The sequence below is a fragment of the Halorussus gelatinilyticus genome (genome assembly GCF_023238445.1).
Classification (GTDB): domain Archaea; phylum Halobacteriota; class Halobacteria; order Halobacteriales; family Haladaptataceae; genus Halorussus; species Halorussus gelatinilyticus.
On the sequence record NZ_CP096658.1, the window covers coordinates 2,712,448 to 2,727,000 of the forward strand.

The window sequence follows — 14,553 nt, forward strand, 5'->3', positions numbered from 1 at the left end:
GAGTAAGACAATGAGCGGAGAAACGTTCGAGTCGCAGTCGGTCAGCCAGCGCGTCATCACCGCAGTCGCCGAGGAGACGGGCAAGGAACCGACGGAAGTGGGGCCGCTCTACCACGTCATCGACCCCGACGCGCTCGACCGTCTGTTCTCCGCGACCAGAGGGGGAAGTCGATCACAGGGGTACGTCGAGTTCACCTTCGCCGGTTGTGAGGTCGTCGTGTCCGGGGGCGGCGACGTCGAAGTCAGCGAGCGCGACCTGACCGCCGACATATCAGAGGATGCGGACGGGACGGCGCGCGTCGGAAGCTACGAAGAGGCGTAGCGGAAGGGACGTGAAGCACGTACGAGGCGACGACCGAGAGACCGATGCAAGACACCCGTGAACCGCGCCGACCGCCGACCGACCGACGCCGCCGACCGACCGACAGTCGAGCGACCGAGAGTGACGCCATGAACGAGCGGTGTACCTACTGCGACGGTCGGATTCCCGCCGAGGAGTGGCATCCCGTCGCGACCGTTCGGGACGACGACGGCGACGTCGAAATCTATGCCTTCTGTAGCGAGCCGTGTCGGACTTCGTGGCGGTCCGAGTACGCGGACGACGACTGAGTCCGTCTGCGGTAGTGCTTTTCCCGGCCTCACCCGGTGTCAGTGACTTCGTAGATGATCACGCCGTCCTCGCGGAACGCTACTTCGACGCCGGGGTACTGGCCGAACCGGAGGTCTTCTTCGTCGTAGCGCTCGCGGGCAGTCGGGCCGACGTAGATGTACCGCACGTCGTACTTCTCCAGCAGTCTGGCGCGAGTCCCCTGCGTGCCGGTGTAGATGAGGTCCACCTCTTCGGCCCGCGCCTTGGACACGTTCTCCCCGCGGTAGACTCCCTCCTGATACACCCACCCGACGACGGTGGGCAGTCCGGTCAGCGAGGAGGCCGGACTCGCCCACGTGTAGGGGTCGCGTCCCGGCGGTTCCACGATGTGGGGCTGGTCCGACCGGTTGTCGAGCCACGCGATTGCGGCCGCCTCGTCGGGGTGGCGGTCCTCGACGAACGCCTTCCCGTCGAGGGTCGGGTCGTCGATGCGGTGGTAGTCGCTGGTGAAGTGGCCGCCGAGCGCCAGGCCGCCGTACATCGCGGTCGAGACGACCAGTAGCGCCGCGACGCCGCTCGTGAACCCCTCGCGGTCGATGCCGACCGCGGGGAGTCGCCAGTCGGCGGGGCCGACCGACGCGACCAGACTCGCCAGCGCTCCGCCGGCGGCGGTCGCCCAGAGGACCCACACCTGCATGTACACCTTGAAGACGGTGTTGAACCGGCCGCCGATGGCGTTGTCCTGTACGTAGACGAACTCCACGAGCGTCACGAGTCCGGCCCCGGCGACGACCAGCACCGTCTCGTAGCCGACGCCGCGTTCGGTTCGCTCGCCGCCGACGGTCCGGAGCAACAGCCAGCCGACCACCAGCAGGGGGACGACCAGCACCAAGACGGGGTAGTGCAGTCGCCACGCGAAGACGGCCACCGCGAGCGCGAGGAGCGTCGCGCGAACCGGCTGAATCTCGAACGTGGCCCGCGTTCGCGGCCAGAGGAACGCCCCGAACACCAACAGGAAGGTCCCGTGGACGAGCAGGAGACCGACCGCGCTCGACTGCTCGGGGAGCAGGCCGATGCTCCGGTTGGTCGCCGACTGGAGGAGGATGCCGAAGACGAACGGCGCGACCCACGCGAGCGCCGCCGTGGCGACGACGCCCGTCACTGCGAACGCGCCGGCGATACGCCGACCTTCGCCGACGAGGAGGTCGCCGGGTGTCCGCGTCGGGGTCTCTCCGGCGGTCGCACTCGGGTTCCCGTCGTGTTCGCCGCCGTCGGCGACCGGTTCGGCCGTTTCGTCGGCCGACACGCCGGGAAACAGGCTCAACGGGTCGGCCGGCGAGAACAGGACCGCGAGCCAGACGACGCCGAGACCGGTCGGGAAACTCCAGACGTTGACGAGACCGAGCAGACCGACCACGACCGGGAGCGCTCCGAAGACGAGCGCCCGGCGTCGGCGAATCGCGGTCGGCCCGGCGCGGAAGTAGGCGAACCCGAGCGCGGCGATGAGAAGCAGGAACGGCGTGCTGAGCATGTGACCGTGGAGGTCGCCGTTGAGGAACGCGAACAAGGGGAACTCGTTGATGGTGCCGGGAATCACCCTGCTCGGTGCCCAGTAGCCGAACTCGGCCAGCCCCTCCGTGAGCAGTTTGCCGGAGGTCGAGTCCGAGATAGGTTCTGCCAGCCAACCGGCGACGTCCCGTGCAACCTCGTCGGGCAGGAGCCAGACGAGTCCCGTGACCGCAGTGACGAGGTTGGCCGCGAAGCCGACGAAGAAGGCTCCGAGCGCGCCGCCGACGCGTCGGGAGGCCCCACGAGCGTCCGCGAGCGCGCCCGCGAGTCCGTACGCGACGGTGACGAGCGTCGCGTAGAACCCCGAGAGCGCGAGGTTGTAGGCGTACTGGCCTTCGGTTCCCGTGAGGTGGGTCAGGAGGGCGGACGCGAGGTGACCGCCGTAGTAGTAGAGGACGTGGTCGCCCGCCCACCACATGTCTTGTGGAGGCAGGACGTCGGCCCGCAACAGCGACTTGAAGATGCCGAAGTCGAGGAACTTCTCGCCGCCGCCGGGTTGGAGCGCCGGGTCAACCGCCCGGACCGCGACGAGCAGGGCGAACGCTACGGCGAAGACGAGAGTCGTTTCCGCGTACGTGCGAAGCGGGAGCGCGTCCCCGCCGAACCGTCCGCCGTCTCGCTCGGAGTCGTCCGAATCGACCCGGACCGACCGGTCGCTCCAGAGGACGACCGCCGAGAGGCCGGCGAGGACAGCGACGGCGAGGAACGCAGTCCACCGACCGAACCCGAGGTGGCCGACCCAGTAGCCGATCACGGTCACGACGGTCAGCGCCACGGGGAGGGCGAACGCGGCCCCTCGGTCCGGGAAGTCGGGGAATAGTCGAGCCGCGAGCGGCAGCGCGGCGAACGCGAGCGCCTGATAGACGACGAACCACAGCAGGACGAGCGCGTACTCCATCGGATTATAGGCGAGCGACCGAGCGATAAACATCTTGGGGTTCGAACCCCTCGAAGCGGCGTTCGCCGGAGGCGTGACGGGTCTCCACCGGGGACGACTGTGAGGGCGCTGTCGGACTGCCGGTATCGAGAAAAATTCGCATACGGCTACCGAATCACAATCCTTATCTGTCGGTCGGCGTTACGATATGGTAGCGGGATGGGATAGCCAGGAGATTCCGGCGGGCTCATAACCCGCAGACCGGTGGTTCAAATCCACCTCCCGCTACTTTTCCAAAATCCAACGCCCGAGCAGTGAGCGTAGCGAACCCGAGCGTCGGATTCCGACGATGCCTCGAAGTGGATTCGGACTAACGAACGAATCGAGAGCGTAAACTCGACCGTCGAACGTGTCACCGTCTCACCTCTGGTCGAATAGGCCGGTCGCGTCGCTCGGCCGGTCCGCCAATTTGCAACGATTTTTGTCCACACAGGTCTCCGGTCGGGGTCGGCCGTCGGTGCGTGCGAAAATTAACTACCGAATGAGTTGCTCTCGGCCGCGGCTTTATTCACTGTCGCGGGACAACGTCCAACGATGACTTCGGTACTGTTCGTAGTTAGCGAAGAGGGGTACTGGGGCGAGGAATGCGTGGACCCGCTGGAGACGCTCTCGGACACCGACGCCGACGTGGACGTGGCGACGCCGAGCGGGAACAAACCGGTGGTAGACGACCGGTCCATCGACCCGGAGAACGTGGGCGAGGAGACCGCCGAGTGGGTCAAGGAAGTGCATCGGAACGACCAGCGACTCCAGAACCCGAAACCGATAGCCACGGCCGACGCCGACCAGTACGACGCCGTGGTGTTCCCCGGCGGCCACGGGACCAACTGGGACGTCAATCAAGACAAACACGCTCGCCGGCTCCTCCGGAAGGCGGTCGAGGGCGACGACGACCGGAAGGCGCTGGTCGTCTGTCACGCGGTCGGTCTGCTGGCGTTCACGCGCGACGGCGACGGCGGGATGCTGGTCGAGGGCCGCGACGTGACCGGCTTCCCGAACGAGTGGGAGGAAGACATCGTGGACGACCACGACCTGATGCCCGACGGCCGGAAACTCCCGTACTGGGTCGAAGACGAGGTGAGAGCCGCGGGCGCTAACTGGGACGCGGAACTCGACGCCGACGCGAGCGTCACGGTGGACGGCGACCTCATCACCGCTCGCGGACCGGAGTCGTCTCACGAGGGCGTGATGGCGCTCATCGAGGCACTCGGCGTCGCACCGCCCGCGTAGCGCGAACACACACTTTTATCAGCCGAGTCTCCCCACCGATAGACGAGAGTACGATGGCGTTAGACACTCGCGGAGTTCTCGCAATCATCGCCGGACTCCTGATGACCGCCGCGCTCGTGGCGGCCCGGCGAGACGACAGACTGCTCGGGACGTGGATCATGATGATAGCGTTCGCCGTCGCTACGCTATGGTCGGTGCTGAGCATCTTCTGGGCGCAGTCGCATCCAAGTCCGCTCTCGCCGAGGCTCTGGATAACGATGGCCACGATGGCCGTCGCCGCGACAGTCTACTTCGGATATATGGGTCTCCACGGTGAGGGGTTAGGCGGATAATACGGTTTCTAATCGACGTTTGACCGGCCAACCGAACGACGCGCTCGCCCTCGAATTGGTCTATACCACTATTTATCCTGTTGTTACTCTACCGTCACCTCCCAATCAGTAGATTTAAATGCATGATTGCATACCACATTGGTATGCCACACCGGCGCAACCAATCGGATGGTACGAACGATAGCCGACGGAAGTTCCTGAAAGCGAGTGGTGCTGGTGCCGTTGCCCTCTCTCTTGCTGGCTGTAGCGGCGGCGGCAGTGACACCAACCAGGACACGAGTACCAAAGAGCAGACGCCGACGAAGGGCGACAAGGTCGCGGAAGACATCACCCGCGGCGGGACGTTCGTCTACGGGATGGCCGCCAAACCCGACACGTCGAACATCCTGACCAGCAGTTCGGTCTACGCCGGCGTCGCTCTGTATCGAGTCTACGAGTTCGGTAACGAACTCGACCCCGTCACGCAGGAAGTCGTTCCGAACGTCTTCACGGACTGGACCATCGAGAAGGGCGACAAGCCGAGCGTCTACTTCAACATGCGGGACGGATTGAAGTGGAACGACGGCGAGGACTTCACCAAGGAGGACGTCCTGTTCACGTACCGGTACTGCATGGAGAACAAGCCGGGCAACTACGCCTCCATCGTCGATCCGATGGAGAAGATTGCGGAGTCCTCGAAGGACAAGTGGGACTTCCGCGTGGACCTGTCGAAGCCCATCGGCTACTGGGAGTCCGACATCGTGGGCGGTCTACCGCTCCTTCCCAAGCACAAGTGGGAGGGGAAGGACTACAAGAAGTACAACCCGATGGAGGCCAACGACAACGGCCCCGTCGGTCTCGGTCCGGGCCACCTCACGAAGTTCGACCCCGACACCTCGATGCAGGTCGTCTTCGACCACGACAACTACTTCGAGACCCTCAGTACCCTCGACTGGAAGAAGGAACACGACCAGGTCATCGCCGGCGGTCCGTTCCTCGACAAGATCAACTTCAAGGTCTACGGGAGCAGGACGGCGATGACGAACGCCTTCCTGCAAGGCGGCATCGACACTCACTACGGATCGATGAAGACCTCGAAGATGTCGGAGGTCAAGAAGAAGAAGGGCATGAAGCTCGTCAACGGTACGAGCAGCGGATTCTCCTACTTCGGCTTCAACGTTCGCCGCAAGCCCCTCGACGACGTGGGCCTCAAGCAGGCGATGTCGTTCATGTTCGACGAGCACTTCTGGATTCAGCGCCTCCAACAGGGCTACGCCATCAAGGGCGACTTCGCCCAGACGCCGGGGTACGCCAAGCCGCGACCCGACTACCAGTTCGCGGGTAAAGACCAAGTCTCAACCCACCCGGCGACCAACGCCTTCGACTTCCGGAACACCGAGGGGGCGACACCGGACATAAAGGCCGTCCGGAAGTTCCTCACCAGTGGACAGGTCATCGACGGATCGTCGGGGACCTACGCCGGCAAGAAGTACCCCGGCAGCCTCTCGGGCATCAGCGCGAGTCAGTCGAAAGCCAAGTACGACTACACGTTCGGTCCGGTCAAGTCCAAGGTCCTCAAGGACTTCGACGGTGCGGACAAGGAGATTCGAGTGGACGGCAAGACGATCCCGGAGGTCATGGACGGCGACGCCATCACGATGTTCATCGACCCGCCGAAGAAGACGCCGAAGGAGGCCAAGGCCATCCAGCGGTGGGTCGACAACCTCAAGAAGCTCGGCATCCCGGTGAAGACCCAGGCGCTGTCGTTCAACACGATGTCCTCGAAGGTCTACTACGAGGAAGACTTCGACATCTACCCGATGGGCTGGGGCGGCACCGGGCCGTTCGGCAGTTCGGCCTACTCGTTCTTCCACAGCGATCAGGCCGACGACCTCTCGGACGGCAACGAGGACAGCTTCATGTACAACTCCACCGGCTACGGTCTCTCCGGCGGGAGTGCCGACGACCTCCTGTCGAAAGCACGAACGGAGCTTGACCCCAAGAAGCGTAACAAGACCACCGCGAAGGCGCTGGAGAAGATCTACCTCGACATGCCGTACTACCTGATGGACTACGCCAAGATGCGCTGGCCGGTCAACAACGAGAAGTTCGGTGGATTCATCTCGAATCTCGTGGACCCGCCGTACGCCTCGTTCGGCTCGGAGATCAACAACATCCACCTGAAGAAGTAACGACCGGGCGACCGCCGCTCGATCTTCGTTTTCGCCCGACGTGCCTACGAAGTAAGTACTACCGAGTAGGCGTTTGAAGGGGTTCTGTGCCGTGGTAAATCATCACATTGATAACGAACCTCCCCCATGAACATCACGTATTTGCCAGAGTCGCGATTGAAGGAAGTAATCACACAGCAACCGAATACAAACTATGACAAGAATTAGCGCACGATACCTCGGCAAGCGGTTGGTTGTCTCCTACTTGACCCTGCTTGTCATCATGTCGCTGCTGTTCGTCCTCATCCGGAGCATGCCGGGTTCGTTCATCTCGACGATGATCACCCCGGAGCTGGATCAGGCGGACATCCAGCAGCTTCGAGAGACCTGGGGCCTCAACGAGCCGATTTGGCGGCAGTACATCGAGTTCATGATCAACTATCAGACCGGCGACTTCGGCCGCTCGCCGACGTACAAGGCACCCGTCTGGGAGGTCATCATCAGTCGCTTCCCGCGGACGCTGGTCCTCTTCGGCGCGGCGTTCATCGCCCAGTTTATCGTCGGCCCGCTCGTCGGAATGTACCTCGGCTGGTGGCGCGGCACCCGGAAGGACAAGACGATCTTCACGTCGAGCCTCGCGGTGTACTCGATGCCGGCGTTCTGGCTGGCGTGGCTGGTCATCTGGCTGTTCAACTACGAACTCGGGTGGTTCCCCAGCACGTACATGTTCACGAAGTTCGCCGAATTCGACTGGACCGTCGTGAACATCATCACCGACGTACTCAAGCACATCACGCTTCCGCTCGTCAGTATCGCGTTCGTCTCGTGGGTGGGTGCGATGTTGGTCATGCGCCCCGCGATGAACAACGTCACCAGCGAGGACTACGTGTTCCTCGCGCAGGCGAAAGGACTCAGCGAGCGAACCGTGATGATAAAGCACGCGGCCCGAAACGCGCTGATTCCGGTGGCGACCCAAGCAATCGTCGGTCTCGCGTTCCTGCTCAACGGGAGCGTCATCATCGAGAACGTGTTCAGTTGGCCGGGGCTGGGGCAGGTACTCGTCACCTCGGTCCTGAGCCGAGACTACCCCGTCTCGCAGGCCGCGTTCTTCATGCTCGCCATCCTTATCGTCGTCATGCGACTCGCGACCGACATCGCGTACACGTATCTGGACCCGCGAATCAAGTTCGGGGGTGACTAACAATGTCTACGGAAACCGAAAGCTCCTCACAGATCGACTCACTGAAGGAGCGCTGGCGACCTCGTATCGAGCGGTTCCGTCGCGGTTGGGACCGATTCACGCAGGAGAGGATGGGCGTGCTGGGCATCATCATCATGGTGATGTTCATCCTCTGGGCGCTCTTCCCCGACTTCTTCGCACCTCACTCGATGGAGTGGCGCGCGTATCTGGGCACCGAAGCCGGACGCCTCACGGCCGAGCAGGCCGAGTCGCTCCCGCATCCGCCGGCGTTCGGCGACCCGTTCTGGGCACCGCTCGGCACGAACTACGTCGGACAGGGCATCCTGACGCTCATCGTCCGAGCGGCCGACGACGCGCTGTACATCGGCTTCGCGGCCGGTCTGCTGTCGAGTCTGGTTGGCGTCCCGCTGGGACTCATCAGCGGGTTCTACGGCAACACGTGGATAGACGAGACCATCCAGCGCGTCGTCGACGTGATGTACGGCCTGCCGTTCCTGCCGTTCCTCATCGTCCTCGTGGCGATTCGAGGCATCACGACGACGAACATCATTCTCGGCATCGCGGTTACGTCGTGGCTCAACAACTGCATCGTCATCCGCGGCGAGACCCTCTCGCTGAAGGAGCGCTCGTACGTCGAGTCCGCGAAGGTCGCGGGCGCGAGCGACACGCGCATCGTGTTCCGACACATCATGCCCAACGTCCTGCCGCTGGCGTTCGTCTTCCTCGCGCAGGACGCCGCGTCCGCCATCCTCGCACAAGCGTCGCTCGCGTACCTCGGACTGGCGGACTTCACCGCCAACTCGTGGGGACTGATGCTCCAGAACATCAAGTCGAACGGGTACGTCTTCGATGCCTGGTGGTGGCTCATCCCGCCGGGCATCTGCATCATGCTCATCGCGGCCGCGTTCTACTTCATCGGTTTCTCGATGGAGGACGTGACCAATCCGCAGGAGGACAGCTAACATGTCACTACTCGAAGTAAACGACCTCTCGGTGCGCTACGACGCCGACGAGTCGAAGGTCCACGCCGTAGACGGCGTGAACTTCAGCGTCGAACACGGCGAGACGTTCGGTCTCGTCGGCGAGTCGGGGTGTGGCAAGACCACCCTCGGCAAGTCGCTCATTCAGTTGCTCGACGCGAACGGCTACGTCGAGAGCGGCGAAGTCTGGTTCGACGGAACGCTTCCCCAGTGGGAAGACGAGAACGGCGACCCCCGACGGGAAGTCATCGACGACGAACAGTACCCCGTCCGCGAGGACGGGATGACCGACCTCACGGAACTGGACGACCAAGACATCCGGGACATCCGGTGGCGAAACATCGCGCTGATTCCACAGAGCGCGATGAACGCCTTGAACCCGGTCTACGAGGTGGGCGACCAGATCATCGAGGCCATCCTCCGACACGAACCGCACACGACCCGCGAGGAGGCCGACGCCCGCGCCCGCGACCTGCTCGAACGGGTCGGTATCGAACCCGAGCGGGCCGACGACTACGCCCACGAGTACTCCGGCGGGATGAAACAGCGCGCGGTCATCGCCATGGCGATGGCGTGCAACCCGGACATGCTCATCGCCGACGAACCGACGACGGCCCTCGACGTCATCATCCAAGACCGCATCCTCGAAGAGATCGAGGAGCTACAGGAGGAGTTCGACGTCTCCATCCTGGTCATCAGCCACGACATCAGCGTTATGGCCGAAATTTGCGACAAGCTGGGCGTGATGTACGGCGGCAAGATGATGGAGAGCGGCCCGAAGCACGAAGTCCTCGAAAGCTCGGCCAACCCCTACACGCTCGGGTTGAAGAACTCCTTCCCGACGGTCAAGCAGGAACAGACCCAACTGGTCTCGATTCCGGGGTCGCCCCCAACCCTGCTGGACCCCGGTAAGGGCTGTCGGTTCGCCGACCGGTGTCCGTTCGTCGTGGACGAGTGCCACACCGAGCATCCGCCGATGTACGACGTCGCCGCCGCCGAGGACGGGACGCGAACCGAAGCCGCCGACCGCCACGCGCACCGGTCGGCGTGTTACCGAGTGAACGAACTCGAACGAATGCGCGAAGACGCAGCTCAGGAGGAAACATGGACCGAAACGCAGACCCACTAGTCGAAGTCGAGAATCTCTCGAAGTGGTTCGGTATGTCTCAGGGGGTAATGGACCGCCTGATGGGCAACGAGCCGTCGCCCGTGAAAGCAGTAGACGACGTGTCGTTCACCATCAACGAGGGCGACATCATGGGCATCGCGGGCGAGTCGGGGTGTGGCAAGACCACCCTCGGCAAGTTGCTCGTCCAACTCTACGAACCGACCCAAGGGAGCATCCACTTCGACGGCAACGACATCACCGAGATGTCCAACGACGAGGAGAAGAAGTTCCGCAAGCGGGTCCAGATGATATTCCAGGACCCCTTCGAGAGCCTGAACCCGCGGATGACCGTCTTCCAGTCGGTCGTCGAACCGCTCCGCATCAACGACATGTACGGCGGGTACGACGAGCGCCGCGAACGCGTCATCGAGGTCCTCAACGAGGTCGGACTCTCGCCCGCCGAGGCGTACCTCAACGAGTTCCCCAAGGAACTGTCGGGCGGCGAACTCCAGCGCGTCGCCATCGCGCGGGCGCTGGTGGTCAACCCCGACTTCGTGGTCTGTGACGAACCCGTCTCGATGCTCGACGTGTCCATCCGGGCGGGCGTGCTGAACCTGATGAAGGAGCTACAGGAGGAGTACGGTCTGACCTACGTGTTCATCAGCCACGACCTCTCGCTCATCCGGTACATGTGCGACCGGACCGCCATCATGTATCTGGGCGACCTCATCGAGCAGGGGCCGACCGAGGAGGTGGTGATGAATCCAAAACACCCCTACACCGAGGCGCTGTTCGACGCGGTACCGGAGGTCGCGCCGGACGCCGAGCGCAAGCGCGCGAACGTGACCGGCGAGGTGCCCAATCCGCGGAACCCGCCCTCGGGCTGTCGGTTCCACCCGCGGTGTTCGAAGATTATCCCGCCACAGGACTGGACCGGCGGCCAACCCGCGTTCCGGCGGGCGTTCCAGTTCAAGCGGAAGGTGTTGACCGGGGACCTCGGCCCGGAGGACGTCGAGACCAGCGGCGAGACCGCGACCGGTCGCGCGGCCGAGGAACTGCTCGAACACGGCCTATCGCTCGAAGTCCCCGAGGAGCATCGCCCCGCGAGTCGGAGCGGGACGACTATCGACCCGGACCAGCTCGAACTGCCGCGTGAAGCGGAGAGCACGCTCCGGGAGGCCGCCGAGCGCGTCGTACAGGAGGACTACGACGGTGCGCGCGACGTGCTCGACGGCGCGTTCGAGACTATCTGCGAGCAGGAACACCCCGACCTCCGTGAGGCCGGACCGCAGATAACGGCGTGTCACCTCTACGAGGGCGAGTCCCGGAAAACGCGGAAAGCGCCGAGCGCGGACGACTGACCGCGGACGACCACGGACGACCACGGACGACCGAGCGCGGTTCGGCGCAAACTCCTTTTCGGGTTTCGCCACTCCGTCGGCCGGTATCGAAAACGCTTATGTTATTCAAGAGACGCGTTTATGGTAGCATATGGCAGACCGAACGCTACTCCGTCCCCGGAAACCGGTCACGATGGGGTCGTTTCTCGTCGTCGCGCTCGTCACGGCGGCGCTGTTCGTCCCGACGTTCTCGGGGCATCTTGCCGTCATGAACACGGTCAGCATCGACGCGACCGCGACCGACGTGGCGATGTCGGAGGACGGCGACCAGCTCGTGGTCCAGATTCGGATTCACAACCCGACGCGGGCCGCGTTCACCGCGTCCTACGGGCAACTCTTCGGAAAGGTCGAGGGCACTCAACTGACGGGCACCGGCAACGAGGTCGAGGAGACGACGGTTCCCGCGGGCGAAACCCGGACGCTGACCGCGCGAATCAGCGTTCCGGAGGAACACCGCGACCGGGCAGCACGAGCCGCGAAAGCGGGGAACATCGTCGTCACCGGACAGCTCGACGGGCGGATACGCGACCAGCGCGTCGAGGTGGAAGTCACGGAGGAGACCGATGGCTGAGCGCAACCTCGCGGGGACGCGACTCGGCTTCGGAGCAATCGGCGGGCGGCTCCGGCCGCTCGCCCTCGGGACGTTGACCGGCGTCGTCGCCGGGATGGGCGAATTCATGTTCCTGAAAGAGCAGTTCCTCCCGTGGGTCGTCACGGAGACGTGGGCGCTGGCTTTGGTCGCCGTTGCCGGCGCGTACACCCACTTCCTCGCCAAAGACCTCGCCGAGAGCATCACGCTCTCGTTGGTCGCGATGACGGTCGGTCTCACCGTCCACGTCGTCGCGTGGATCGCGCCGCTGTGGTTGCTCGCGTACCCGCCGGGCGCGCGCGACCTCCTCCTGCCGAAGATGGTCGGCGAGGCCATCGCCAGCGGTCTGCCGCCGTACGTCATCACGTTCTACGGGTCGTACTTCGCCGCGTTGCTCCTCGGGGGATACTTGGAGGGCTGACCGCGGCGACGATTCTTTCGGGTCGTCTCCGACGGCGCGCCGCGTTCGCGGCGCGCCAACCGCACGAGGTCGTGCTGTGCAGTGCGGTCGCGGTAACTCCCGTATTCGAGTTCGAAAGGAAAATTCCAATCTTCGAATTCGTATCCCTGAGTTTATAGGCCGCCCGGCGCTACGTCACCCCGTGCCGAAGGACACGCCACAGCGGGACAAGACCGTCCGCGAGCGGGGGACCTACGCGAGTCACGGCGACGACCCGACGCTCGCCGGCTACCTCTCGTCGCTGTTTCTGGTGCTGTCCGTGCCGACGTTCATCGCCGCGGCCTACGGCGGCCACTGGCTCGGTCTCTACGGCTACTCGGCCATCGTCCCGGTGTTCGCCGGACTGATACTCGCCTCGCTCGCGGTGGCGTTCTCGCTGATGCACTGGCTGACCGGGAGATAGCCGACCGACCGGACGAAGTCAGTAGACGTTCGTCCGGAGCGTCATGTAGAACACGACGACCATCGCGGCGACGATGAGCGAGAACTCGGCGCGCGTCGGCGAGTCCGATCTTCCGGCGAAGAAGAAAACCAGGCTCGTGATGCCCAGTCCCGCCGCCAACGCGAACAATAGCAACGTCCGGTTTCGCTCGTCGGTCAACCAGACGTACATCGATTCCTTCGGGTCGTCCATGCGCGAGTCAGTACCAGATGCCCTTGTAGTCGCACTCGACCGGTTCCGTCGTGACGTTCTGGGCGAGCGCCATCGAGGTCAGCGCCACCTTCTCGTCGGCGGTGAACTCCGACTCCTCGTCGCGCCACTCGCAGATGCCGACGCCGACTTCGAGCCGCCAGTCACAGAGGGTCATCAGCCACTCGTCGGGCAGGTCGTCCACGTCGTCTTCGAGGGAGGCGCGGAAGAGGTACTTGTAGGTCGTCTCGTTGCGGTCGCTGATGTCCTCGCCAGCCGCGTACTCGGGGAACGGCGGCGTGCCGAACAACTGGACGAGCCGGTACAGCGCGGTGCCGACGTCGCCGTCTACCGGTTCACCCGGTTCCTCGCTCATCGGCGCGCGTACGTCGAGGTCCTCGCGCTCGTTGATTACGTCTTCGACCAACACCTCGCCGTTCTCCCGACGGCGGCGAATTTCGCTTTGGGGAATCGGTTCGAGGACGAGATTCTGGAGCTTTTCGAGATCGGGCGCGTCGGGATGTGTGCGAACGTCCGTAGGCATGGTTAGTAGGCGAAGTAGTTGAAGCCGCGCCAGCCGAGGTAGCCGACCACCAGCGTACCGACGCCGACGCCGATTACGGCGATGGCCTCGAAGCTACTGACGGCACCCTGTTGGATGGGGTCCAAATTGAAGTAGAGTGTGATACCGGTCGTGACGAGGATGTACCCGATCACGACGCCGAAAAGCATGACTGCCAACGATGCAAAACCCGCCGGACCGCGAAGGGGTTTCGGGACTTGTTCGCGTATCGCCATGGTTTGTGGTATTATTCGCCAAGGTTAAAAGTTCCGTACTTTCACTCGCGCCCACTGCCGTCGTCGCCTCCGTTCCGGTGGTCACGACCCCGTTCGTCGGGTTCGTTCGGGCCGTCGTGTCCATCTCGACCGTCGCGTTCCTCTCGCTCGTCCGCATCCACGTGGTCGAGTCCGCCGCCGCCGAGCGGCGACATCTCGGGGTCGAACTCGCCGGACTGGTCGGGGTCGGGCGACTGCTCGTCGTCCCGCCCCGAGCGGTTCGGTTCGCCCGAGGGCATATCGACGTACTCCTCGACCGGCGAGCGCAACCGGTAGCCCAGTGCGATGAAGATACCGCCGAGAATGATTCGCAGGACGACGTACGGCGAAGTCACGGCGAACTCTCCGGTCACGACGCCGCCGTGGAGCGCCTCGCCCACGAGGAGCGCCCCGACCACGAGCAACACCGTACTCAGCATCGCCAAGAGCCGTACTGAAGTCACGAACGGGGGTTGCGAGGCCCGGAAGTTACGCCTTCCGGTTTTTCGACGGGAAGGCCGGCTATCGCCGTCGGACCCGGTCTACAGAACCGTCAGTCGG

The 14,553-nt window shown here is 63.9% G+C and carries 17 protein-coding genes and 1 tRNA gene; 13 read left to right on the top strand and 5 right to left on the bottom strand.

The window, feature by feature from the left end; translation table 11 throughout:
• Positions 1-10: 10 nt before the first annotated feature.
• Both ddfA and M0R88_RS13995 read left to right on the top strand, forming a co-directional pair.
• On the top strand, positions 11-322 hold the full coding sequence (gene ddfA / locus M0R88_RS13990) for a DdfA family disk-determining factor (protein ID WP_248654113.1): 312 nt from the start codon (positions 11-13) through the stop codon (positions 320-322).
• A gap of 44 nt (positions 323-366) precedes the next feature.
• Positions 367-609 carry a DUF7576 family protein gene (locus M0R88_RS13995; protein WP_248654114.1) on the top strand — a complete coding sequence of 81 codons (243 nt, stop codon included), beginning with the start codon at positions 367-369 and terminating at the stop codon, positions 607-609.
• Between the two features lie 29 nt (positions 610-638).
• Here the strand turns inward: M0R88_RS13995 and M0R88_RS14000 are convergent, their stop codons facing one another.
• Positions 639-3,056: a DUF2298 domain-containing protein gene (locus M0R88_RS14000; protein WP_248654115.1), complete on the bottom strand. Its 2,418-nt coding sequence runs from the start codon at positions 3,054-3,056 to the stop codon at positions 639-641.
• 192 nt (positions 3,057-3,248) lie between these two features.
• On the opposite strand from M0R88_RS14000, the gene M0R88_RS14005 reads away from it, so the two are divergent.
• The 11 genes from M0R88_RS14005 to M0R88_RS14055 all read left to right on the top strand — a co-directional run bounded on the left by M0R88_RS14005 (position 3,249) and on the right by M0R88_RS14055 (position 12,948).
• Positions 3,249-3,323: transfer RNA gene (locus M0R88_RS14005), tRNA-Met, on the top strand.
• A gap of 306 nt (positions 3,324-3,629) precedes the next feature.
• The gene (locus tag M0R88_RS14010) at positions 3,630-4,325 is read left to right on the top strand and encodes a type 1 glutamine amidotransferase domain-containing protein (protein WP_248654116.1); all 696 of its coding nucleotides are present in this window, start codon (positions 3,630-3,632) and stop codon (positions 4,323-4,325) included.
• 53 nt (positions 4,326-4,378) lie between these two features.
• Positions 4,379-4,657, top strand: a complete 279-nt coding sequence (locus tag M0R88_RS14015; protein WP_248654117.1) for a hypothetical protein — start codon at positions 4,379-4,381, stop codon at positions 4,655-4,657.
• 143 nt (positions 4,658-4,800) lie between these two features.
• A complete protein-coding gene (locus M0R88_RS14020; protein WP_248654118.1) occupies positions 4,801-6,828 on the top strand; it encodes an ABC transporter substrate-binding protein in 2,028 nt (675 codons plus the stop codon).
• Positions 6,829-7,021: 193 nt separating this feature from the next.
• Positions 7,022-8,008 carry an ABC transporter permease gene (locus tag M0R88_RS14025; protein ID WP_248654119.1) on the top strand — a complete coding sequence of 329 codons (987 nt, stop codon included), beginning with the start codon at positions 7,022-7,024 and terminating at the stop codon, positions 8,006-8,008.
• A 2-nt stretch (positions 8,009-8,010) separates the two neighbouring features.
• A complete protein-coding gene (locus M0R88_RS14030) occupies positions 8,011-8,970 on the top strand; it encodes an ABC transporter permease (RefSeq protein ID WP_248654120.1) in 960 nt (319 codons plus the stop codon).
• A 1-nt stretch (position 8,971) separates the two neighbouring features.
• Positions 8,972-10,117 carry an ABC transporter ATP-binding protein gene (locus M0R88_RS14035; protein ID WP_248654121.1) on the top strand — a complete coding sequence of 382 codons (1,146 nt, stop codon included), beginning with the start codon at positions 8,972-8,974 and terminating at the stop codon, positions 10,115-10,117.
• Positions 10,093-11,457 (top strand): ABC transporter ATP-binding protein, encoded by a 1,365-nt coding sequence (locus M0R88_RS14040; RefSeq protein WP_248654122.1) that lies wholly within the window; start codon positions 10,093-10,095, stop codon positions 11,455-11,457. The genes M0R88_RS14035 and M0R88_RS14040 overlap by 25 nt, the downstream gene beginning before the upstream one ends.
• Before the next feature lie 130 nt (positions 11,458-11,587).
• Entirely contained in the window at positions 11,588-12,067 is a 480-nt protein-coding gene (locus tag M0R88_RS14045; protein WP_248654123.1) for a DUF916 domain-containing protein, read from the top strand.
• Entirely contained in the window at positions 12,060-12,506 is a 447-nt protein-coding gene (locus M0R88_RS14050) for a hypothetical protein (RefSeq protein ID WP_248654124.1), read from the top strand. The genes M0R88_RS14045 and M0R88_RS14050 overlap by 8 nt, the downstream gene beginning before the upstream one ends.
• A 181-nt stretch (positions 12,507-12,687) precedes the next feature.
• Complete coding sequence (locus M0R88_RS14055) at positions 12,688-12,948, top strand: hypothetical protein (protein WP_248654125.1); 261 nt, start codon at positions 12,688-12,690, stop codon at positions 12,946-12,948.
• A gap of 18 nt (positions 12,949-12,966) precedes the next feature.
• Here the strand turns inward: M0R88_RS14055 and M0R88_RS14060 are convergent, their stop codons facing one another.
• The 4 genes from M0R88_RS14060 to M0R88_RS14075 form a co-directional block, all read right to left on the bottom strand.
• The gene (locus M0R88_RS14060) at positions 12,967-13,179 is read right to left on the bottom strand and encodes a hypothetical protein (protein ID WP_248654126.1); all 213 of its coding nucleotides are present in this window, start codon (positions 13,177-13,179) and stop codon (positions 12,967-12,969) included.
• Positions 13,180-13,186: 7 nt separating this feature from the next.
• The gene (locus tag M0R88_RS14065) at positions 13,187-13,720 is read right to left on the bottom strand and encodes a hypothetical protein (protein ID WP_248654127.1); all 534 of its coding nucleotides are present in this window, start codon (positions 13,718-13,720) and stop codon (positions 13,187-13,189) included.
• A 2-nt stretch (positions 13,721-13,722) separates the two neighbouring features.
• Positions 13,723-13,917: a hypothetical protein gene (locus M0R88_RS14070; RefSeq protein ID WP_248654128.1), complete on the bottom strand. Its 195-nt coding sequence runs from the start codon at positions 13,915-13,917 to the stop codon at positions 13,723-13,725.
• Positions 13,918-14,015: 98 nt separating this feature from the next.
• Positions 14,016-14,456 carry a hypothetical protein gene (locus M0R88_RS14075; protein ID WP_248654129.1) on the bottom strand — a complete coding sequence of 147 codons (441 nt, stop codon included), beginning with the start codon at positions 14,454-14,456 and terminating at the stop codon, positions 14,016-14,018.
• Positions 14,457-14,553 lie beyond the last annotated feature (97 nt).